The organism is Candidatus Photobacterium acropomis (assembly GCF_030685555.1).
Lineage (GTDB): Bacteria > Pseudomonadota > Gammaproteobacteria > Enterobacterales > Vibrionaceae > Photobacterium > Photobacterium lucens.
Genome location: NZ_CP131608.1, coordinates 616,384 through 637,616, shown reverse-complemented (window position 1 = coordinate 637,616; position 21,233 = coordinate 616,384). Strand labels below are relative to the sequence as shown.

The window sequence follows — 21,233 nt, the reverse complement described above, 5'->3', positions numbered from 1 at the left end:
GAACTGTATAACAAAGTGTGTCGGGAAAATAGGTAAGAAAAATCGCTATCTATCATCTAACAATCTTTATAACCTGATACTCCCCGATCACGCTAACATCTCACATCCTTTCTGTACCAAGCATTCGATCACATTCGTAAATACAGGGTGTATCTCTTTACCTATTGGAAAAAACACATTTAGCCCTATCATTTTGCTGCCTGGTAATTCTTGCAGCGATAGCTCAACTAATTGACCTGATAACAGATAGGCACTCATGTACTCTTTTGGCATCACCGCCCAACCATCTTGCTTGATCAGTTCACACAATACATCGTTATTACTCACCACATGTAACCGAGGCGAGACCTTGGCAAAGTCGACATTCAGTGTCAGAAAGTTCTCGGAAATATATTGGGTTTCCGATTGTAAGTGAGCCAGTGAAACCTGCCCCATCTTTGCAAGCGGTGACTCAGGTCGGGCGTAACAATTAAGATGAATATGACCTAAAGTTTTCCATGTAATTTCGGTTTCAGCAAACACCTTTCCTCGGTTTAGCATCAACGCAAAATCAGCAGTTCCCGCTTTCAACATGGCTAACGCTTCTTGGCGAGTACGATGAAGCCAATTCACAACAAGGTGCGGAAAAGCTTGTTTAATGCTTTGCTCCGTTTCCACCATCAAGTTAAGCGGCACAAAAACATCATGAGTGATCGTCAGTGTATGAACGTCACTGCTAAATAACGCCTGACTATAGTCAAATAGCTCTCGGCTTTGTTTCTCGACCACCTTGGCACGAAAATACAATTGCTCTGCTTTATCTGTTGCGACTGCTTTCTTGCCAACAATCTCAAACAGGGGATAACCCAAAGTATCTTCATACGCCATTACATGCTCTCGCACCGTTGTACGAGACTTACCTAATGCGGATGCTGCCCCACTGTACGAGCCATTTTCATATACCGCAATAAACGTGGCTAACTGCTCAAAGGTATGCACACCAATTCTCTTTCGCCAAATAAATGTACGTAAAACCCTATCAAAAGTGACTGTAATGTAAATTTTAACTTGCGCAAAATGTGAACCATCAAAGCAGAAAACCTATTTCAATTTGCTGTGTTCAGGAGAACAACATGATGAAAACACCGCTTTCTCTTCTTACTTTGGCACTGACTTCCAGCATGGCATTTGCAGCACCCGATTTGATCTTAACCAATGGTGATATTGTGACTGTCACAGGGGAGAAAGTGCGTGCGCAAGCTGTAGCAATTAAAGACGGTAAAATTGTCGCTGTCGGTAGCAACCAAAGCGTACTTAAAGACGTTAACAACAACACCAAGATTCGAGATCTAAAAGGTAAAACCGTCACTCCCGGCTTTATTGATGCTCACGGTCACTTTGCTCAATACTTACCATTGATTGAAAACGAATTTCTCTACCCTGCTCCAATGGGCAATATCAGCTCGATTAAAGATATCGATGACAAAATGCGTCATTACTTTAACCAAGACGGACTAGATAAAAACATGCTTCACGTTGCCTTTGGCTATGATGATGCAGAGCTTGCCGAAAAGCGTCATCCAACCAAGCAAGAATTAGATGCGTTCAGTGAAGATTTCAGTTTCTGTGCGGTGCATGTATCAGGACACTTAGCGACCTGTAACAGTAAAGGACTGGCGTTCATTGGTTATGATGCCAAAACCCCAAATCCTGATGGTGGCGTGATCCGTCGTGATGCCAATGGTGAAATGACAGGTGTACTTGAAGAATCCGCTATTTACACCATTCTTGGCGCTTTACCAACAGAAACCAAAAGCGATGCCATTCGTAAGTTTCTCAAAGTGCAAGACATGTTCGCGAGCTATGGCATTACCACCGCCCAAGAAGGATTAGCGACCTTACCAGCCTTAAAAGCAATGAAAACCATGGCTGATGATAACTTAATGAAAATTGATTTACTCGCATACGCCAAATGGGTGGATTTGGATAAAGCGGTAGAGATCATGCCAATGAAAAGCACCCACAATGGTTTTACACTAGCAGGTGTTAAGTTGGTTGGTGATGGCTCACCACAAGGTAAAACCGCTTATTTATCGTCACCTTATTACGAGCCACCACATAACCACAGTTTCGACTATCATGGCTACCCCGTACTATCACAATTAGAGGTCAATCAATGGGTAGAAAAAGCCTATGCTATGGGCGCACAAGTATTAAGTCATAGCAATGGTGATGCGGCAGCAGATATCCTGATGAATGCTGTAGAGCGCGCAAACAAGATCTACGATAATGATGATCGCCGCACCGTGATGATCCATGCGCAAACCACACGCTTAGATCAAATCAAGCGCATGAAAGAAAACGCTGTGATCCCATCATTCTTCCCTGCTCACACCTATTTTTGGGGTGATTGGCACAAAGACTCAGTATTAGGACCTTGGCGAGCAGCGAATATCTCACCAATGGGCTGGGCGAACTCAAATGAGTTAATGTTTACCATTCACATGGATGCACCTGTGCTATTCCCTGACATGATGACCAACATGTGGACAGCGGTAAACCGTGTGACACGCAGTGGCGAGGTGTTAGGCGAGCACCATAAAATCACCCCGTACCAAGCACTACAAGCCATCACCATTAACAGTGCTTATCAGAACTTTGAGGAAGCAAGCAAAGGCACCATTGAAGTCGGTAAACGCGCTGATTTAGTGATTTTAGATGCCAATCCACTAACTGTTGATCCAATGAAAATAAAAGACATCACCGTACTAGAAACCATCAAAGACGGTAACACCGTATATCAAAAGAGTTAATCTTCGCACCTCATCAATAAGCGCAAAGCCAGCGTTAATATCGCTGGCTTTTCTTATTTTTATAACCGCTATGATTTATGCGTTTTCCAGAGCAAGACAATACATACTCAGCGGTCCTTTCAACATTGAAACATCAAGTGGCAAATGACCACTATTGCAGTTAAGTGCAAGCGCATAACCATGAAGATAATCCACCAGCAAATCGAGCGCATCTTTCGCCGCAGTTTCATTTAATTGCAACGGTGCAATCACTATCTTAAATCGCTCAATAAACACTTCAGCAGGGCTAATTGAATCCATACTTAATAATGTTTCTAATAGTCCAGAATAGTCATTGAGCAAAGAGACATAGCTAGTACACAGTGCGTTTAGCTCGACTTTCCACGCATCGCTCACCTTTGGCTCATAAATATCTTCAATAAGCGAGGTCGTGATCGCTTCTAACAGCTGACTTTTATTATCGAAATAGTAATAAATCGCCATTGCATCAACGGATAAGCTCACTGCTAATTTGCGAATACTAGGGACTTTACCCTCTTGTTTCATCAATGCTTTCGCCATATCCATGATGACGACTTCACTTAATTGACTGCCCGATCCTTTTGGTCGACCTCGTTTCTTCTCCTTGACAGACATTCAACCACCTCGTTAGACTAAATATAATTTCTACACTGTAGAATTAATTATAACCGATGCTAAACCTTGCGCCAAGTATGTGCCACGGTTAGCTAAAAATGTGAGAGACGAAATATGAAATGCTCTGTTTATATAGCAACCAGTGTCGATGGCTTTATTGCAAGAAAAAACGGCAGTGTTGATTGGTTAGATGCGGCTCAAGATCCAAATATCGATATGGGTGATCACGCTGATATGGGATTTGCCGATTTTATGGCATCGGTGGACTGTTTGATCATGGGGCGTAAATGCATGGAAATGATTTCAAGCATGAACCTGACGCCTGAACAATGGCCATATGGTGCTACCCGCGTTATCGTGCTGAGTAATACCATTAAGCAAGCCCCTGAGAATGTCAGAGAGCATGTCGAAATGTACTCAGGTGATATTCAAGAATTAGTGACCAAACTAGAAAGCGAAGGACACCAACATGCTTACATTGATGGTGGTACGACGATTCAAGCTTTCATTAACCGCCAATTGATTGATGAAATCAGCATTACTTACGCCCCCGTATTACTAGGCGAAGGCATTCCACTGTTTGGCAAAGTGCTTAAAGATATTAAATTGGAGCAAGCACAGGCGACTGCTTTTGCTAACAATTTCATTCAAGTGAAATACAGCGTAAATTATCAGTAATTGCTTTGTTTTGATAAATAACGCTATAAAAAATAACAAAAAAGTCCGCAAAAACTTGCGGACTTTTTCATTTGTATAACGCTATTAAAAGCATTGCCTTTTCATGGCAAGGCTGAATTTAATTAGTTATCAATACCGCAATCAGTACAACTTAGCAGTACGATTTCGTGTTCAAATACCGCTACATCGCTGCCATCAGCAAAAAGCTCAGCGATTTCTTCCGCGACTTCCTGCTCATCTTCAGCTTTAACTTGGTTTGATAATGCTTCTTCAGAGTAGCCGTAGAAATTAAGTAATAAATAGTCACGCGCTTCATCTTTTGTACACGTCACGTTCACCGACACTTCTGGCTCAACGTTACCTTTCGCAATAATCGCAGATGCTTGGGCAGCAACATCTTCTTTCATTGCAGCTGTTAACCAACCAAGATCAATGCTTACTGTGTTATTTTTACAGCTAAAACAAGGTAGTTTCTGAAAGTAATATTGAAAGTCAGTCATAGATAATTTCTTCTTTAAATGTTGTTTTGCACGATTATGAGCATTTCCTAGCAAAATACTAGCGCAATAGCCTGTGAATATTAAATATCTAAGATAAACGTTCGATCTACAAGCAACCTTTTCTGACTCGCGCTTACAAATACTTCTCTATCGGCAATAACTGTAAGAACTCTGATTTCATCCGATCCCATTGCTCGGTTTCAGGTTCGCTATCCCATGTTTTACCATCGGAGTGCCAATGTACTGTGCCGTTATCAAGGCTTAGGTGCCAACTGTTATTATCTTGCATTGCACCCTCTAAGGTCCTGGCAAGCTCTGCGGCAACCTTAGGGTTTTCAATCACCAATAACGATTCAGTATTGAGATAAGTCGATCGTAAATTGAAGTTAAAAGAGCCAATCGTCGCGATTTTATGGTCAAACACCGCTGATTTGGCATGTAAACCATAAACCGCATTCGGTGCACATTTATCGCTATCTTGAACAACAATCTCGCATAACTGAGCGTCTGGCTTTAATTCAAATAAATCAACACCACTTTCCAGCATCTCTTGGCGTCTGCCTGCATAGCCAGAGTGATTAGTGACCAAGTCATTAGATGCCATTGAGTTCGTCAAGGCTCTGATCTCGACTCCTCTCTGATTGAGCTGCTGTAAATCGGCTAACTGATTGTCATCAAATACAAGATAAGCAGATTCAATAATGATGTCGTTTTGAGTCTTTTCCGCCAGCTTAGATAAATACTGCGCAGTGGCTTTTGGCTGATCGGTATTATCAATATCATCGGGAATTGGCTGATCAGCAATATAGGTTGCTTTTACCCAAGTCATATTATCCACCAGCGACGCTAAGTACTGCGCGGCTGAAGCTTGGCTTTGTGGCAATGCTGGGTAATGTTTGTAATGGGGAACTGAAATGCTTGATAAATCCGGTTGCTCAAAACTAAGCTCATCACTTAACAGAGCAACATCGTATGCCCATTGACTGTTCCAGTAATCATTAAAGCTCTGTTGAACCTCAGTAACCACTTCCCCTCTTGCTAATACATCTCGATCACGCAAATTCAGCTCATGAGAAAGATCGAAATATTCATCACCAATATTGCGCCCGCCCACGACTGTAAATACGCCATCCACAGTGAAAGACTTATTGTGCATTCGACGATTTAAACGCGAGAAATCCCCTAAGAAGCTCATCCATTTACCCGCATTACGGGTCGGGATAGGATTAAAAATACGGATCTCGATATTCGGGTGTTTATCTAACCCTGCTAATAAAGCTTCACGCTCGTTTAAATTAATATCATCAAGTAGAACGCGAACATGGACACCACGATCAGCCGCCGCCACTAAACGACTAGCTAAATAACTACCCGAAACATCAGAGTTCCAAATATAGTATTGAATATCAATGGTATGCTCTGCGGTTTCAATCAAGGCTAGACGTTGCGCCAGCGCATCCCAACCTGTGTTTTGCACCAATACCGCACTCGGTGTTTGTGGGGTTTGTTGCTGACGATGACCATCATTTAGTGTCGATAACAAGCTGGTCATTTTCGGGGTTATAGGCGCAGTTAAGTGCTGAGCTTCTTTAGGTAAAGACGAGCACCCTGTTAGCATGGCAATACAAAATAACGGGGCGCGCATCCCTTTATAATTAGGCATATAACAACTTCCTTGTTCATCACATCTGCAATAAGGTTCTCACTTAAACCCCATTATTTATTGGCTGATGGCAGATCGTGAGTTAATTCTCTTTTATCACAAGCAGCGTAGTGCTGAGTTTCCATCACGTACTTTGCAGCAACCCAACCTTCTGTGCCTTGGTAATTCACTTTACACCAACGTGGGCGCTGCTTTCGGATCACTGCTAACTCAGCGTCAGATAAAGTACTAAATTCTTGATAAGTCACACCACCAACACAACCGCGATTTTGTAAACAGATCCCATCATAAGGGATCTCACCTAACTTTTTGGCGCTATAAATAGGCTCTTCACGGATATTGAGCACATCATGTTTTTCAACTAAATGTACATCATAGAAATCTGGCCCACCTGCGGTAGCGTAAGCAAGGTTTATAAAAGTGCTACATAATCCTAAAGCTGTAACAGTCAAAATTGCAGGTTTGATAATGGCTTTTTTCATTAGATTGTAGCTCCTCACTCCCTTATCCATTTGATAAAACTATAAACGCTATCAATGAATAGACCAATGAACCGCTCCTGAATTTTAACTATTTTGATACAAATTTGACGTAACAGCACTTCGACAGATTTTTCACCTTTCATTTATTACTCTCCACCGACAGAGAAAATAGACACGATTTTTTAACAACATCACTAAAGCGTATTGCGATTATTCCTCAAAGGAAAACCAATCGAAACAAAACAAAAAACCAAATGTTTTCTATATGTTTCAGTTTAATTATTTTGGTAAACAAAAAGTAACCAAAGCCATTTTTCGCATGTGTTTTATTAACGTCTGATGTGACTCTCGTTGCATGTTTTTTATGCTTTTTTATTAGAAAACCAAAGCGTGATAGAACAAACAATTTCAAACAAGCAGATACGTATACTTTTCTCTAACTTAAATGGACTTTGAGAAATTTTATGCTTTCCACATTAGTAAATACTCATCACATCAAAATCAATTTAAACGCCACCAGCAAAGACGAGCTATTCCAAGAGCTGGTTGATGTACTGCACGCCAACAACCGCATTTCAGATAAAGCGCAGTTTCTAGCCGACATTCAACAACGTGAATCCGACAGCATCACTTGCATGGATGGCATTGCCTACCCTCATGCCAAATCAAAAGCGGTATTAGAACCTGCTATTGCCGTTGGGATCAAAAAAGAGACCATCGCATACGGTGATGAAGACGGTGTAGAGCCTTCGTTATTTTTCATGATTGCGTCACCTGATAACGGTGCAGATCACCACATTTATGTGCTTCAAGAACTGTTTGGCAAGTTCGGCGATGAGTTTCTTGAAGCCATGCATAACGCTACCTCAGAGCAACAAGCCTTAGACGTGCTGTTATCTGATCAATTTTCATAATCACCTGTTTCAACATTCCCCCATTTATAATTAAAAAAGAGTGATGTACCCATGACAACAACAACAATGACCAACGGTCAAGGCAGTGATTGGAAACAAACACTGTCGACCATGAAACAACACTTATTATTTGGTACTTCCCACATGCTACCTTTCGTTGTAGCCGGTGGTGTATTGTTGGCCCTAGCTGTAATGGCAACAGGTCAAGGTGCGGTGCCTGATACAGGTATTCTGAAAGATATCTCAACCATTGCTATCAAAGGCTTGGTGCTATTCCCAATCATTCTTGGTGGCTTTATTGGCTACTCAATTGCAGATAAACCAGCTCTTGCACCAGCATTTATTGCATCTGGCATCATGGCTGACATGGGCGGCGGTTTCCTTGGCTGTATCATTGCCGGTTTCATTTCGGGTTTTGTGGTTCTACAGCTTAAGAAAATCCCAATTCCTAACCACTTATCAGCACTGGGTGTGTACTTCCTATACCCACTTGCAGGTACATTGATCAGTGCAGGTATCGTAATGTGGGGCTTAGGTGCTTTCATTTCGACTTTTATGGCAAACATGAACGAATTCCTAGCATCAATGGCGGGTTCTTCTAAAGCAGTACTAGGTGCAATTCTAGGTGGTATGACAGCGTTTGATATGGGCGGCCCTATCAACAAAGTTGCTACTCTATTTGCACAAACTCAAGTTGATACTCAACCTTGGCTAATGGGTGGCGTGGGTATTGCTATCTGTACTCCACCACTAGGCATGGCACTAGCAACATTCCTATTTAAGAAGAAGTTCTCTACTGAAGAGCGTGAAGCAGGTAAAGCTGCTGCAATCATGGGTTCTATTGGTATCTCTGAAGGTGCAATTCCATTTGCAGCTAACGACCCAATGCGTGTACTTCCTTCTATCGTGATCGGCGGTATGGTGGGTTGTATCTTCGGTTTCGCAACAGACGTATTACTTCATGCACCTTGGGGCGGCTTAATTACAGCACCTGTTTCTAGCAACATTCCAATGTACGTGGCAGGTATTCTAGCGGGCTCATTCACTACCGCTATCATCGTTGGTTTCTGGAAGCCTGAAGTCAAAGAGGAAGAAGAAACAGCAGACATCGCACCAAAAGCAGAGCAAGCAACACAAGTTGAAGCTGCACCAGTCGCGGGTGAAGGCGAATACGATGTTATCGCTATCACTTGTTGCCCTTCAGGCGTAGCGCATACGTTTATGGCTGAAAAAGCGATTTACAAAGCAGCGAAAGAGCTAGGCTTGAAAGCGAAAGTAGAAACTCAAGGTCAAAACGGTATCCAAAACCGCTTAACCGCAACAGATATTGCCAATGCGAAATACGTTATCTTGGCACACGACATTGCAGTTAAAGAAGCAGAGCGTTTCAATAGCGTAAACGTGATTGAATGTTCAACCAAAGAAGCAATGAAGAAAGCAAAAACCTTTATGAGCTAATGCCGTAAAAGTTAGACAGAAAAACGGAAAGGCTATGAGCGTAATGTTCATGGCCTTTAGTTTTGGTGTGGATAGTGAAATCAGGCTGATTACGGTAGCCCACTCATATCAATTAGTCAGTTTTTGTATTAACTTTAATAACTATTGAAGCCCTACTTATTTAAAAGCTTTTTATGTAAGTGAGAATCATCTTACGGGTTATCAAACAATACATTTAAAACATATAGTTTAACAAACCCAGATCCGGTCTGATTTTAGGACTGGTACTTTCTAACACGATAATGCCCCAAAATGTGTTTTGCGTATTATCTTAACCTTAAGATAAAAGTATGTAGGACTAGCGTTATAATCGAAACCTGTTCCTTATTCCTAAACCAACTAGGAATAATAGAGAAAAACACATTATGGAATAAATGAGAGAAAACACACTCGTGTTTTGATCTAAAAATAGGTGTTTAACAGAATCACCTGCATCTTTTGCACCACTAATAAATGGTATAGCTTTACTTAGAGATAACAATATAGCTTCTTGAATATGTTCAAGGTTCCCATGGGTAAGATAAAGTACGAATATAGAAATAACTAATAATAAAAATATTATTGGTTTAATAATACTTTGCCCATAGTCGCAAATAATATCGTAAGCGGCATCTAATAATCCCGCGCCAAAATTGTGAGCATGCCAACGTTTCGCTTGCATTTCCATCTGAAATAGCTTTAGAGATAACTGATGATTTTTGTTAGATTCAGATATTTCTCTCAATCGACATAACTTATCACCATCTTCTATATTTACCGACTTTAAAAATAGCTTATCTCTAGTTCTTTCGAGCGATAATATATTGGGTTCAAATGTAAAGTGACCATCGATTTTAGAACCAATTAGGTCAGGAATTATTCCCAAAGGTGCATCAGAAGAAAGATCAATACCCTTGTCGAAGCGAGCATGTCTAAATGACAGGCTTTTCAGTGGTTTAATTATTTCTAAGTTTGAAAATTCGGCATGTTCTTTAAAGTGAGCCGCCTTAAAATCAATATCAGATTCACTTAATATAGAGTGTTCTAAAGTGATACTTTTTAATATAGAAAACTGAAAGTCCAATTTTGATTTATTAATTTTTGATTCTCTAAACTCAATGAAACATGATGAAAGATCAATTCCCCAAAAAAGACATGTGAAGAATAAAACTCTGAGCCTCTAAATTCTATATTTGAGTTTTTTAATTTAGAGTCAAAAAAATATATATCATTACTAAATTTACTATGTGATAAATCAATAGTTGAATAATTAAATATACAGGAAACAAAAAGTAGCTGACCTCGAAAATCATTCCGTGAAAGCAATATTTTTTTGCAATTTAACGTGCTAAATGAAAAGTTAACAATCTTGTCTGAAAATATTGCATCAATAAAGCTAAGTTCGCCACTTGGAAACGTGAAGTACTTAAAATCTATTTCATTATTAGGTATTGCTGAAAAATCAGCTTGTTCAAAACTGATGCTTGCATCTGGGTTCTTACTAACCCACTGATTCCAAGCATCCTTCCCTAAAGACCAAAGTTCCAGAGCTTCTCCGCAACTCAGATGAACATTACTCAAGATTTAATCATCCACAATTCGAACATACTTATACTAAAGTACTACTAGAATGGTGTTCTTCCAACTCATTTTTGTCCATAAGTAAGTTACTAGACATAATTATCACCTCAAATCCTCCGCTTCTTATGCCTCAAGTTAATCAACTCTTCTAACTGCTTTTGCTCTTTACGGGCTTGTTCATATTGTTGTTTGGCAAGCCATCGTTTTTTCACTTCTTCAAAGCGTTTTACTTGTTGGTTACTGGCTTGCAGTTGCTGGGCACTGTGATCACATTCCGCACTCATGATTGCTTGTTCATGTTGGTGATGGTCAATCATGGTCGTTAGCTGTGAGGTTAATTGATTGCTGTTAGTTAGCATGGCGCTATTCATCGTAGCACCATGAGTTTGTTCTGTGCCCGTATAATGTTGTTTAAGTTGGCTTAATAACTGGAGTTGTTGTTGATAGTTATCGACTTGCTGGCGTTGCTGTTGGTAAATCGCACTAAGTTTGTCGCGCTTTTGTTCTGATAATCGTTGTAACTGCTCAACCGCTCGTACATTCATAAACCCTTAATGCTCCATTGTTGAGGTCGCTGTTTGTGGTGAAAACAAATTAGCTAATTGGGTTAAGCTCGCTTGGTAATCACAATGCTCACTCACAGACTGCTGCAAGAACTGTTTTAGCTGAGGTTGCATCATTACCGCTTGATCTAATTCAGGATCTTGTCCTTGTTGGTAGCCACCTAATGGTAATAACTCTTTTACTTGCTGATAGTTCGCATTTAACTGTCTAAATTGATTCGCAACAGTAACATGGGCTTGCTCGGTACAGCTGCTCATACATCGGCTGATGGAAGCATTAATATCAATGGCAGGATAATGTCCTTGCTCTGCTAAGGTGCGAGATAACACGATATGACCATCTAAAATGGCGCGGGCAGAATCCACCACGGGATCTTGTTGATCGTCCCCTTCTGCTAACACGGTATAAATGGCGGTTAAGCTGCCGTTAGGATTTTCTCCATTACCAGCACGTTCTAATAGCTGTGGTAATAAGCTAAACACTGACGGTGGATAGCCTCGTGATGCAGGCGGCTCTCCTAACGCAAGGGCGATTTCACGTTGCGCCATGGCATAGCGAGTTAATGAGTCCATCATCAGTAATACGTCTTTGCCTTGATCACGAAAATATTCCGCAACTCGATGACAAAGCTTGGTGGCACGTAACCGCATAAGTGGCGATTCATCAGCAGGCGCGGCGATGATCACCGCACGTTTGCGACCTTCTTCACCAAGATTACGCTCTATAAACTCACGGACTTCTCGACCACGTTCACCAATTAGCCCGACCACAATAATATCGGCGGCGGTGAATTGGGTGATCATTCCCATTAAGACACTTTTACCCACGCCACTGCCTGCCATTAAGCCTATACGTTGTCCTTTGCCAACCGTCAGTAAGCCATTAATCGCTTTAATGCCAACATCTAACGGTGATTCAACAGGTTGGCGTTTCATTGGGTTAATGGGTTTGGGCTCTAACGATAAACGCTCACCACCTTGTAACGGCTCACCATTATCTAATGGCTCACCTAACCCATTTACGACGCGCCCGATCCACTCATGGCTAACATTAACAGTACTACCGCCCTGTATAGGGATCACTTTCGCGCCTGCATATAATCCACCGAGTTGGCGAACTGGCATTAAATACGCAATGTTATGATCAAAGCCAACCACTTGCGCTTCAATTTGCTCGCCATCATCAGCCACTATTAAGCAACGTTGATCGAGTTTGAACCGACAACCCACCGCTTGCAGCATCAAGCCATTCACTTTCACTAATCGCCCTGTGACCTTGGCAATAGGCACACTATCAAGGGCGGCAAGTGCTGTTAAGCTATCGGCTTGCAAGCGGTTCATTCACCCTCTCCTTTACTGGCATGACTTTGATCATCGGGCTCTTGCTCTACGTTAATAGGTGTTTCCAATGGTTGATTTTGTTCGACTAAATGCTGCTGAACATTCTCAATACAGGCTTCTAATCGGGCATCACAACCAACATCCGCTTCTGCGTTATCGGTAATAAGCAGACAGCCTCCAACGGGCAATGCAGGATTAGCAATTAACTTCCAAGCCTCAGGTAAGCTCTTGTTAATGGTATGGATGCGATCTATATCTTGTGGGTTAAGCTCGATGATGATTTTTTCGGTTTTACCCGGAATCGCCTCTAATGCTTCATCCACTAAGGCGAGAATTTGTTGCGGCATTAATGTTAATTCAGCACGGATCACTTGCTGTGAGACTTTCTGGACTAAATCGCAAATAAGCTGACGTTGTTGTTTGTCTTTTTCTTGGTGCCATTGTTCTAACTCAAACAAGATTTTCTCTACCGGTCGTACCGCTTGGCTAAAGACTTCTTGCCCTGCTAATTCACCTTGAGCAAAGCCTTGTTGAAAGCCTTCTTTTCGTCCTTCCAGTAATCCTCGTTGATGACCTTGATCGACGCCTTGCGCTATCCCCTCATCAAATCCTTTAGCTAAACCTTGCTGAAAGCCTTCATCAAGTTTTTGTTGTAATTCAAACTGGCTGTCTTGCCAATTTAAAGCAGGATCGCTATCACCAAAGCCATCAGATGAATGGTGATTAACAGGATCGGCAATCGGAGGAAAACGATGTAAACGATATTGCCCCGGTGAGAGCTGCTGAATAGTGACTTTCTTCATCATTACTCCACCGTCATTTCTTGATAAAGCTGAAGATCGATTTCACCGTTTTCTGCCAGATCTCGTACTTGCTCCATAATAGATTGGCGAGCACGTTCTACTTCACTGACTGGCACTGCACCTTTTAGCGCCATTTCATCTTCTAGGGTTTTCACCATACGTTGTGGCATTGAACGTTTAATGGCTTGCTGCAAGCTGATCTCCGCCCCTTTTAATGCAATCACCCAAGTGGCAACAGGGATCTCTTGCACTAGTCTATCCATAGTTGATTCTTTTTGACGCCCTAGCACCATGAAATCAAACATGTTGGTTTCAATTTCATCCACCATCTCTTCATCATGCAGACGGAGTAATTCCATCAATTGACCGCGATCACCTTCGAAACGGTTGATAATATCGGCAACTTGCTTAGTACCTAGTATTGGGGCGTTTTGCGCTTGTGACATGTGCGCAATGCAGCGTTCAATCAAATCATGGAGATCGGTTGCTACATCATGATCAATCTCTTCAAGTTGAGCGATGCGATAGAGAAGCTCATCGTGATAATCCACAGGCATTTTCGCTAACACTTTTGATGATGTTTCTGGCGGTAAATAAGCTAAGAATATTGCCTGCATTTGGGGGTGCTCTTGGCTGACATATTTCGCCAGTAATTCTGCATCTACCCACTGTAGTCGCTGCATGTTATTACGCAGCTCATCACCATAAATGTTATTAAGTAGTCCTTTAGCTAAATCATTGCCCAAAGCTTTGCGTAATGTGTTGGAAAGGTATTCTTTCGATGCGCCACGAATGCCACTGTGAGCGCGAAAGTCATCAAAAAAATGCTGGATCACGCCTTTCGCACTGTCACTTTGAATACCACTTAATGATGCCATTGCGCGTGTGACACGTTGCACTTCATCACGAGAGAAGTGCTTTAATACCTCAGCTGCAGCATCTTCTCCCATTCCGAGCAGAACCACGGCAGTTTTTTCTACAGGTGATAGCGGTGCTGGCGTGCTATCAGTCGGATTGTTTGCTTGCGATTGGCTCATTGACGTTCACCCATTGTTTTAAGACTTCAGCAACACGCTCTGGCTCTTCGTTAGAGATCAGCTGTAAATGTTTAAGCTGAATTTCTAATGGTGAGCCTTGTGGAGGTAATAAATCATTACTGGCATTCAGTGCGTTATTGGCACTTTCAATCCCTTTGGCAGCTAAACGTTCATTTAACGACTCTTCGTGCTCTTGCTCGGCGCGGGTTTTAAGGTTTTCATCGTATTCTTGTGGTATGTCTTCTTCAGCAAACGTTAGCTCTTTACGACCACGATCAAGCCCAGTTAGATGCGTGATGAGTGGACGTAACACAAAGAAAATCATCGATAAACCAAGAATTCCGCCAATCATGTAGCGTAATGGCTGCTGTACGGTAGGATCTTGCCACCAAGGGATCGCTGGCGGTGCTTCAATAGCGATGGGTGTGAAATTGAAACTTAAAATACTCAAGCTATCGCCACGATCAGCACTGATCCCTACCGCATCTTTGATCATGGCGCTAATTTGCTGGGTTTCCGCTTCTGTCCATGCACTGCCATTTGGCGCGGCGGTGGAATTAAGCAGTACTGATACATTGAGTTTATTGAGTTTGCCTTGCTGATATTGCGTATGACGAACACTACTGCCTAAGGCATATTGGCGGTTGATCTCTGTTCGTTCATTGGTGTTTTTACTGTCTTTATTTTCTTCTTCACCCGTGACTGGCGGCTTATTACTGAGCGAGCCCGGCACACCTAACGCAATATTATCAATGCTGTTATTTTCTATCCGGTGTTCGTTTTTCACTACAGGCGTTGAATCAACAACCTCTTTGGTTTCTTGTACATGGCTAAAATCCAGATCGGCTGCAACTTGAACCCGATAATTACTCGGCCCGACAATGGGCGTTAGCATATCAGCAGCACGTTGGATCACCTGCTTTTCGAGATTCTTCTGATAATCAAGGTACTTTGCATTCACTTTGCCCATTTCAGTCGAGCCAATATCAGCACTGAGTAAACGCCCATACTGATCAACTACTGATACGTTTTCTGTTTTCATTCCCGTTACGCTACCAGTAACAAGATTGATGATGGCTTCAACTTGCTCGGTTTTTAGATCTTCACCGGGTTTAAGCTCAACCATGACCGAGGCTGTTGGCGCTTCCGCATTGTGGCGAACAAATAGGGTTTTGCGTGGGATCGCTAAATGAACACGAGCATTGGCAATAGCATCAAGGGCTATGATAGTTCGCACTAACTCGCCTTCTAATCCATGACGATAACGTGCGGTTTCCATAAACTGGCTAGTACCTAACGAAGAATCTTCTTTTAATGAATCTAACCCTGTTGGCAATTTGGCTTTGATCCCTTTTGCAGCCAGTAACATACGAATTTTGGCGACTTCCCCTTCTGCCACCAGCACTTGTCCATTAGCTTCTTGTAAGCGATAGGGAATACCTTCAGTTTCTAATACTGAGATGATCTCGCCACTATCAAATCGCTCTTGTTGACCATAGAGCGGACGATAATTTTGGCTTGAACTCCATAGTGCCACCACAATGATCGCAGCAACAATGGCAGCCAATACCGCAGAGAGCACCAGGTTACGTTGGCTGCTGTCCCATAAATTTTTTATATTCTCGATATAAGGGTTTGAGGAGGCTGATTTTACTGACGCTGCACCTGTTGCCGTGTTCGCCATGGTAGGTTGTGCAATGATTTCAGACATAAGCTACACCGGCATTTTCATAACATCTTCAAATGACGCAACCACTTTATTACGCACTTGCATTAAAGCGGAAAAAGACAAACTGGCTTTTTGACTCGCAACCATTGCCCCAACTAAATCATCACTTTGCCCTAACTCAACGGCGGTGATTTTGTCACTGGCTGTTTTTTGATGCAGGTTCACCGTGTTAAGTACACCAGTCATGGCTTGAGAAAATGACAATGGTGCAGGTGTAAACTGAGTATTGGTGGCTTCTACCGTCATCATATTGGGTTTTACGATGAAATCTGCTTGAGTACGGTGCTGCATCTGCTGCATTTTCTCAAGCATGAGCTGTTCTGATGTTAAAGACGATATTGGGTTATTCGTGGTCATTTAACTCTCCTTTATGCTGCCGAACCTAATACAGCATCAATGTCTATTCCTTGCTCTCGCATTGCCGCTAGTTTGTATCGCAGCGCCCGTGTCGTTACGCCCAGTTGTTGAGCCGTTTTGGTTCGATTACCACCAAATTGCTTGAGGATCTTAATAATGTATTGAAACTCTGCCATTTTCTTTGCTTCGACTCGGCCATTCTCACCACTGGTTTGCGGTAAGTGAGCAGGCGATGTGGCATCAACAGGCAACATCAGATCTTGGGCTGTAATATAATCACCATGACGCATCACCAAAGCCCGTTGCACGACGTTTTCCAATTCACGAATATTGCCCGGCCAGTGATACTGCGCTAACGCAAAACACGCATCTTCCGATAGCTGACAAGCACTACCCATTTGGTATTTATTTATAAAGAACTGTGCCAGAGGCAGAATATCAGCAGTGCGTTCACGTAACGCTGGCCAATGCAGAGGAAGGACATCTAAGCGATAGTAAAGATCTTCTCGAAACGTCCCTTTTTGAATTTCAACTCGCAGATCTTTGTTGGTCGCTGCTATCACGCGAATATCAAGTGGAACGGTTTTATGACTACCGACTTTTTCAACTTCACGCTCTTGTAATACACGTAATAACTTGGCTTGTAAGCTCGGCGACATTTCCGCAATTTCATCTAATAAAATTGTACCGCCATTCGCTTCTTCAAATTTTCCTGTTTGGGTTTGGGTTGCGCCAGTAAACGCTCCTTTAACGTGCCCGAACAGTACTGCTTCTAGCATGGATTCAGGGATAGCTGCACAGTTAACAGCAACAAAAGGTGCTTTAGAGCGGGATGAATGTTGGTGAACGTATTGCGCTAATACTTCTTTACCTGTTCCTGATTCACCAGTGATCAAAACTGTAGCATTGGTACCCGCTGCACGATGAGCTAATTGCAATACCTGTTTGCTGCGCCATGATTCCACTACGATATCGGTTAATGGTTTGTCTAAGGCTTCAACGCGAGATAACAATCCTAGTAATTGCTCAGATTCAAACGGACGCAGCAAATAATCAGTTGCTCCTGCTTTCATCGCTTCTGCTGCCATCATCCCTTGTGCCTGATCGACAATCGCAATGGAGACAGGTGTTGTTCCGTTATTGGTCGCAGACGCTTTTTGATGAAACTGACGAATAAAATCTGTTAATGAGATATCCGTAATATGCGAACTTACTAAGGTAATAGCCGAGGATGATTGGTATAACGCAGCACGACCTGAGGTGAAATGGTTAACCTGATACCCTTTACTCTCAAGCACAGCAATCATTTGATTGGCGGCATTTAAGTTTGGCTCAACTAATTGAATATTGTTAGGTTGCATTAGCTACCCTTCCTTTTTACTGCTTCTTCCTTGCGAATAGCGCGAATAGTCACGCGACGGTTTTTCGCTTTTCCCTGCTGGGTATTGTTATTGGCAACAGGATAACGGGAGCCATGAGAGCGTATTTCTATCAATGATGAACGCACACCGTTTTCTCGCAGAATGCTGGCAACATCATCTGCACGGACTTTTGAAATTTGAAGATTGGCAACACTAGAGCCAACATTATCGGTATGCCCATCAATCAACACCCGTTTGATATTTTTGTCGCGTTTTAAATAACTCGCCAAATCCACCAAAGTTTGTTTTTGCGATGAGTTAACAACCCGTTGACCCAAGTTAAATTGCAGCACCACATCCCTTGCATCTCGGTATGCCATGGCAGGTAATTGCACTCGACACTGATTAAAATCCGCCATTGCCTGCGTAATATTGACCGATGGAACCGTGACATCAAACGGCTCATTTAACTGCGATGACGACAAACGAAATCCAAGCCATTGTCCTTGTGCCATCGCTTCAAGTAGTTTTTCGATATCATCATAAAAACTCACTTTGCCTGCTTTTTTTGCTAATCCAATTTCTTCGATCACAACAGAGTGGTAATCACTCTCCCATGGCGATGTCACTTGGCTAAGTCTCGCTCGTTCATAAGGCTTTTTAACATGGAAGCTATTTACCTGAACGCCTAATGGTTGCTTAGGTTTAGCGACAAAGTTAATAGATCCAAAATGACGAACAGATTGATTTAATGAACAACTAAATTTATCCCCTTTATATTTCCATTGAACTAAATCCATAGGAATAATAAGTTCTTTCGCAAAGCTATTAAGTGGAAACAATATAAATAGAATAGATAGTAATAGTATTTTTAGTGAATATACCATGAGTGTCATAATTAGCACTCACCTCTTCATAAATTAATCACATTTTTATTATAGCTAAACAATTGCATATCAAATTGAATTTTAAAACTAATTAATCACAGTGATGATATCTATATAATATTTATAGAAATTAAATTAAATAAATATTATTTGACGCTATTTTAGACATTATTTTGACGATTATTAAAACACGCTAACACAAGACTAAAGCATAATACTAAACCATTAATATTCATAAGCTTACCTATATCTAATTATTAACTTATTTTCATCATAATCAAAGTTTCTGAAATTAAAACATCAAAACAGTTTTTATTTCATTGAATAACAATGGTATGAACTAACGTCACATTTTTGCTCTCAATATGTTTTATTTTATATATTCACAGTTATAAAAACACTACACATATTTATATGAAAAGAATAAACATCAACTACACTTTAATTTTATCCACTTAATTATGATAACTATGGAATATATAAAATCGGATTTTGACAATAAATATCCCATGTTAAATGTGGAACTATTAGGAAAGCCAATTCATACCATTAAAGATGAATTAGCTAATATTTTAAATCGTTCACTAACCGAACTCACTGACCAAATTCAAAAATGGATTAAATCCACTGAATTTACGATCTCTATCGTCAGTATTGATTTTCAATCACCGCAACAGGGGCAACATACGGCCCTGACTTTAGAGCATGATGACTGTGGCATGATCAATTTTCACTGCTCAGCCCCACTGCTTATTGCGCTGGCTGATCGTTTTTACAATTCACCCGTTAGTCGTTTAAATAGTGAAAAAAGTCAGAAACTTACTGCAAGTGATTTTCGATTGCAACAACGTTTAGGGCATCTCTTTGCCAGCGTCATTGCCCCAGAAGATATGTGGAATGAATGCGACAGCTCACTATCTGGCGATATAGGTTTGGTGATCCACCTTGCCGTTAGTTGTGAAGAAACACTCGGCACAATCACCCTCTGTATTGATTCAAGTTTGATCCAAACCTTAACCACTGTGATTGGCTTACAACCAACAGCCAATATTAATGAGCAATTTACCCAAAAACTCGAATCCACCAAGGTCGTGCTCAATACCATTTTGTGTGAAAAACAAATGCCATTGGACCAAGTGCTACAACTCAAGCCCGGTGATGTGTTCGATATTGATTTGATCCAATCTTCACCCATCAGCATTGGGCAAGAGCACTTATTTAATGGTCATGTAGCAGAGCAAAATGGACAGCTTGTTTTAATCATCAACACCTGTAAGGACGCATAACTATGAGCGACATTAACGAATCCGATCTATTTAATGATGATGACTTAAATTTTGATGATCTTCAGTTGGAACAATTTGATGAGTCCCCTCAACTTGATACGCCTAACCCCCAACGTGGCCTAAGTTTTTTTAAGAAAATCCCTGTCACTGTAACCCTTGAAGTAGCAAGCACTGAAATCTCATTAGGCGAATTAATGAAAGCCGGTGAAGGCAGTGTGATTGAGCTAGATAAGCTCAATGGTGAACCGTTAGATGTCAAAGTGAATGGCTCACTAATGGGTCACGCTGAAGTGGTAGTGATCAATGAGAAATACGGTTTACGACTGATTGATGTTGTCGATTCACCGCTAAATACCATGGACAACTAAGCATGAACTATCAGGGATACCGCTTATTAACTTGTGTTCTCACACTCGTTGTTATTATTGGCTGTCTGTTCTTTTCTTCACAGGTAGAAGCCAATAGTGGGCTGAGCTTTCTCACCGTAACTGATGAACAAGGCGAGCAAGAATACAGTGTCAAATTACAGATCTTACTGTTGATGACGGCACTGAGTTTTATCCCTGCTTTTTTGCTAATGGCAACCAGCTTTACCCGCATTATTATCGTGCTTTCTATTCTGCGCCAAGCACTTGGGTTACAACAAAGCCCACCCAATCGTATTCTGGTGGGTATTGCCCTTTCTTTAACCATTTTAATCATGCGTCCCGTATGGAGTGATGTTTACGATAATGCTTTTGTCCCTTATGACAACGGCGATATCACACTCTTACAAGCCTTTGATACTGCTGAAAAGCCCGTACGTGATTTCATGCTAAAACAAACCCATCAAAGTGCGTTAGAGCAGATGATGCGCATAGCTAACGAACCACTAGATCAAGATGTTGAAGATATTTCTTTTGCGATTGTGTTACCTGCGTTTGTGGTCAGTGAGCTAAAAACCGCATTTCAAATTGGCTTTATGTTGTTCATCCCTTTTCTGATCATCGACTTAGTCGTTGCCAGTGTCTTAATGGCAATGGGTATGATGATGCTATCTCCGCTTATCATCTCATTGCCTTTCAAACTGATTGTGTTTGTTCTTGCTGATGGCTGGACCATGACTGTCGGTTCGCTTTCAGCCAGCTTTGGATGACAAAGGGAGAAT

The 21,233-nt window shown here is 41.6% G+C and carries 22 protein-coding genes; 7 read left to right on the top strand and 15 right to left on the bottom strand.

Going from position 1 to position 21,233, the window contains the following annotated elements; genetic code table 11:
* Positions 1-87 precede the first annotated feature (87 nt).
* Positions 88-978: a LysR family transcriptional regulator gene (locus Q7657_RS02940; protein ID WP_107165981.1), complete on the bottom strand. Its 891-nt coding sequence runs from the start codon at positions 976-978 to the stop codon at positions 88-90.
* A 137-nt stretch (positions 979-1,115) separates the two neighbouring features.
* Here Q7657_RS02940 and Q7657_RS02935 point away from each other — a divergent pair, with 137 nt between their 5' ends.
* Entirely contained in the window at positions 1,116-2,792 is a 1,677-nt protein-coding gene (locus tag Q7657_RS02935; RefSeq protein ID WP_107166173.1) for an amidohydrolase, read from the top strand.
* A 75-nt stretch (positions 2,793-2,867) separates the two neighbouring features.
* Here the strand turns inward: Q7657_RS02935 and Q7657_RS02930 are convergent, their stop codons facing one another.
* Entirely contained in the window at positions 2,868-3,428 is a 561-nt protein-coding gene (locus Q7657_RS02930) for a TetR/AcrR family transcriptional regulator (RefSeq protein ID WP_107165982.1), read from the bottom strand.
* A gap of 114 nt (positions 3,429-3,542) precedes the next feature.
* On the opposite strand from Q7657_RS02930, the gene Q7657_RS02925 reads away from it, so the two are divergent.
* The gene (locus Q7657_RS02925) at positions 3,543-4,106 is read left to right on the top strand and encodes a dihydrofolate reductase family protein (protein WP_107165983.1); all 564 of its coding nucleotides are present in this window, start codon (positions 3,543-3,545) and stop codon (positions 4,104-4,106) included.
* Positions 4,107-4,228: 122 nt separating this feature from the next.
* Here the strand turns inward: Q7657_RS02925 and Q7657_RS02920 are convergent, their stop codons facing one another.
* The 3 genes from Q7657_RS02920 to Q7657_RS02910 all read right to left on the bottom strand — a co-directional run bounded on the left by Q7657_RS02920 (position 4,229) and on the right by Q7657_RS02910 (position 6,751).
* A complete protein-coding gene (locus tag Q7657_RS02920; protein WP_053988796.1) occupies positions 4,229-4,606 on the bottom strand; it encodes a hypothetical protein in 378 nt (125 codons plus the stop codon).
* A gap of 133 nt (positions 4,607-4,739) precedes the next feature.
* A complete protein-coding gene (locus Q7657_RS02915) occupies positions 4,740-6,269 on the bottom strand; it encodes a phospholipase D family protein (protein ID WP_107165984.1) in 1,530 nt (509 codons plus the stop codon).
* A 53-nt stretch (positions 6,270-6,322) separates the two neighbouring features.
* Entirely contained in the window at positions 6,323-6,751 is a 429-nt protein-coding gene (locus Q7657_RS02910; RefSeq protein WP_107165985.1) for an SH3 domain-containing protein, read from the bottom strand.
* 464 nt (positions 6,752-7,215) lie between these two features.
* Here Q7657_RS02910 and Q7657_RS02905 point away from each other — a divergent pair, with 464 nt between their 5' ends.
* Both Q7657_RS02905 and Q7657_RS02900 read left to right on the top strand, forming a co-directional pair.
* A complete protein-coding gene (locus tag Q7657_RS02905) occupies positions 7,216-7,665 on the top strand; it encodes a PTS sugar transporter subunit IIA (RefSeq protein ID WP_060988604.1) in 450 nt (149 codons plus the stop codon).
* Positions 7,666-7,716: 51 nt separating this feature from the next.
* Positions 7,717-9,123, top strand: a complete 1,407-nt coding sequence (locus Q7657_RS02900) for a PTS fructose transporter subunit IIBC (RefSeq protein ID WP_107165986.1) — start codon at positions 7,717-7,719, stop codon at positions 9,121-9,123.
* A 343-nt stretch (positions 9,124-9,466) separates the two neighbouring features.
* On the opposite strand, the gene Q7657_RS02895 is transcribed toward Q7657_RS02900, so the two are convergent.
* The 10 genes from Q7657_RS02895 to Q7657_RS02850 form a co-directional block, all read right to left on the bottom strand.
* Entirely contained in the window at positions 9,467-10,225 is a 759-nt protein-coding gene (locus Q7657_RS02895) for a hypothetical protein (protein WP_107165987.1), read from the bottom strand.
* Positions 10,201-10,722, bottom strand: coding sequence for a hypothetical protein (locus tag Q7657_RS02890; protein WP_107165988.1), 522 nt, complete (start codon positions 10,720-10,722; stop codon positions 10,201-10,203). The genes Q7657_RS02895 and Q7657_RS02890 overlap by 25 nt, the downstream gene beginning before the upstream one ends.
* A 107-nt stretch (positions 10,723-10,829) precedes the next feature.
* Positions 10,830-11,267, bottom strand: coding sequence for a flagellar export protein FliJ (fliJ, locus tag Q7657_RS02885; RefSeq protein WP_107165989.1), 438 nt, complete (start codon positions 11,265-11,267; stop codon positions 10,830-10,832).
* 6 nt (positions 11,268-11,273) lie between these two features.
* The gene (gene fliI / locus Q7657_RS02880) at positions 11,274-12,626 is read right to left on the bottom strand and encodes a flagellar protein export ATPase FliI (protein ID WP_107165990.1); all 1,353 of its coding nucleotides are present in this window, start codon (positions 12,624-12,626) and stop codon (positions 11,274-11,276) included.
* Positions 12,623-13,432, bottom strand: a complete 810-nt coding sequence (gene fliH, locus Q7657_RS02875; protein ID WP_107165991.1) for a flagellar assembly protein FliH — start codon at positions 13,430-13,432, stop codon at positions 12,623-12,625. Before fliH ends, fliI begins: the two co-directional genes overlap by 4 nt.
* On the bottom strand, positions 13,432-14,466 hold the full coding sequence (locus Q7657_RS02870; RefSeq protein ID WP_107165992.1) for a flagellar motor switch protein FliG: 1,035 nt from the start codon (positions 14,464-14,466) through the stop codon (positions 13,432-13,434). Before Q7657_RS02870 ends, fliH begins: the two co-directional genes overlap by 1 nt.
* The gene (gene fliF, locus Q7657_RS02865) at positions 14,435-16,177 is read right to left on the bottom strand and encodes a flagellar basal-body MS-ring/collar protein FliF (protein ID WP_107165993.1); all 1,743 of its coding nucleotides are present in this window, start codon (positions 16,175-16,177) and stop codon (positions 14,435-14,437) included. Before fliF ends, Q7657_RS02870 begins: the two co-directional genes overlap by 32 nt.
* A 3-nt stretch (positions 16,178-16,180) precedes the next feature.
* Entirely contained in the window at positions 16,181-16,552 is a 372-nt protein-coding gene (gene fliE, locus Q7657_RS02860; protein ID WP_107165994.1) for a flagellar hook-basal body complex protein FliE, read from the bottom strand.
* 11 nt (positions 16,553-16,563) lie between these two features.
* Positions 16,564-17,913 carry a sigma-54-dependent transcriptional regulator gene (locus Q7657_RS02855; protein ID WP_107165995.1) on the bottom strand — a complete coding sequence of 450 codons (1,350 nt, stop codon included), beginning with the start codon at positions 17,911-17,913 and terminating at the stop codon, positions 16,564-16,566.
* The gene (locus Q7657_RS02850; RefSeq protein ID WP_498827275.1) at positions 17,913-18,713 is read right to left on the bottom strand and encodes a MotY family protein; all 801 of its coding nucleotides are present in this window, start codon (positions 18,711-18,713) and stop codon (positions 17,913-17,915) included. The genes Q7657_RS02855 and Q7657_RS02850 overlap by 1 nt, the downstream gene beginning before the upstream one ends.
* A gap of 596 nt (positions 18,714-19,309) precedes the next feature.
* On the opposite strand from Q7657_RS02850, the gene Q7657_RS02845 reads away from it, so the two are divergent.
* The 3 genes from Q7657_RS02845 to fliP are packed head-to-tail and all read left to right on the top strand — an operon-like array spanning position 19,310 to position 21,221.
* Positions 19,310-20,086 (top strand): FliM/FliN family flagellar motor switch protein, encoded by a 777-nt coding sequence (locus tag Q7657_RS02845; protein ID WP_053988781.1) that lies wholly within the window; start codon positions 19,310-19,312, stop codon positions 20,084-20,086.
* A gap of 2 nt (positions 20,087-20,088) precedes the next feature.
* Positions 20,089-20,454 carry a flagellar motor switch protein FliN gene (gene fliN / locus Q7657_RS02840; protein ID WP_107165997.1) on the top strand — a complete coding sequence of 122 codons (366 nt, stop codon included), beginning with the start codon at positions 20,089-20,091 and terminating at the stop codon, positions 20,452-20,454.
* 2 nt (positions 20,455-20,456) lie between these two features.
* A complete protein-coding gene (gene fliP / locus Q7657_RS02835; protein WP_107165998.1) occupies positions 20,457-21,221 on the top strand; it encodes a flagellar type III secretion system pore protein FliP in 765 nt (254 codons plus the stop codon).
* Positions 21,222-21,233: the final 12 nt, after the last annotated feature.

Bases quoted from the DNA above. Each gene is read 5' to 3' on its own strand.
- Q7657_RS02935 (WP_107166173.1), top strand. From the start codon at position 1,116: ATGAAAACACCGCTTTCTCTTCTTACTTTGGCACTGACTTCCAGCATG.
- Q7657_RS02930 (WP_107165982.1), bottom strand. From the start codon at position 3,428: ATGTCTGTCAAGGAGAAGAAACGAGGTCGACCAAAAGGATCGGGCAGT.
- Q7657_RS02925 (WP_107165983.1), top strand. From the start codon at position 3,543: ATGAAATGCTCTGTTTATATAGCAACCAGTGTCGATGGCTTTATTGCA.
- Q7657_RS02920 (WP_053988796.1), bottom strand. From the start codon at position 4,606: ATGACTGACTTTCAATATTACTTTCAGAAACTACCTTGTTTTAGCTGT.
- Q7657_RS02915 (WP_107165984.1), bottom strand. From the start codon at position 6,269: ATGCCTAATTATAAAGGGATGCGCGCCCCGTTATTTTGTATTGCCATG.
- Q7657_RS02910 (WP_107165985.1), bottom strand. From the start codon at position 6,751: ATGAAAAAAGCCATTATCAAACCTGCAATTTTGACTGTTACAGCTTTA.
- Q7657_RS02905 (WP_060988604.1), top strand. From the start codon at position 7,216: ATGCTTTCCACATTAGTAAATACTCATCACATCAAAATCAATTTAAAC.
- Q7657_RS02900 (WP_107165986.1), top strand. From the start codon at position 7,717: ATGACAACAACAACAATGACCAACGGTCAAGGCAGTGATTGGAAACAA.
- fliJ (WP_107165989.1), bottom strand. From the start codon at position 11,267: ATGAATGTACGAGCGGTTGAGCAGTTACAACGATTATCAGAACAAAAG.
- fliI (WP_107165990.1), bottom strand. From the start codon at position 12,626: ATGAACCGCTTGCAAGCCGATAGCTTAACAGCACTTGCCGCCCTTGAT.
- fliH (WP_107165991.1), bottom strand. From the start codon at position 13,432: ATGATGAAGAAAGTCACTATTCAGCAGCTCTCACCGGGGCAATATCGT.
- Q7657_RS02870 (WP_107165992.1), bottom strand. From the start codon at position 14,466: ATGAGCCAATCGCAAGCAAACAATCCGACTGATAGCACGCCAGCACCG.
- fliF (WP_107165993.1), bottom strand. From the start codon at position 16,177: ATGTCTGAAATCATTGCACAACCTACCATGGCGAACACGGCAACAGGT.
- fliE (WP_107165994.1), bottom strand. From the start codon at position 16,552: ATGACCACGAATAACCCAATATCGTCTTTAACATCAGAACAGCTCATG.
- Q7657_RS02855 (WP_107165995.1), bottom strand. From the start codon at position 17,913: ATGCAACCTAACAATATTCAATTAGTTGAGCCAAACTTAAATGCCGCC.
- Q7657_RS02850 (WP_498827275.1), bottom strand. From the start codon at position 18,713: ATGGATTTAGTTCAATGGAAATATAAAGGGGATAAATTTAGTTGTTCA.
- Q7657_RS02845 (WP_053988781.1), top strand. From the start codon at position 19,310: ATGTTAAATGTGGAACTATTAGGAAAGCCAATTCATACCATTAAAGAT.
- fliN (WP_107165997.1), top strand. From the start codon at position 20,089: ATGAGCGACATTAACGAATCCGATCTATTTAATGATGATGACTTAAAT.
- fliP (WP_107165998.1), top strand. From the start codon at position 20,457: ATGAACTATCAGGGATACCGCTTATTAACTTGTGTTCTCACACTCGTT.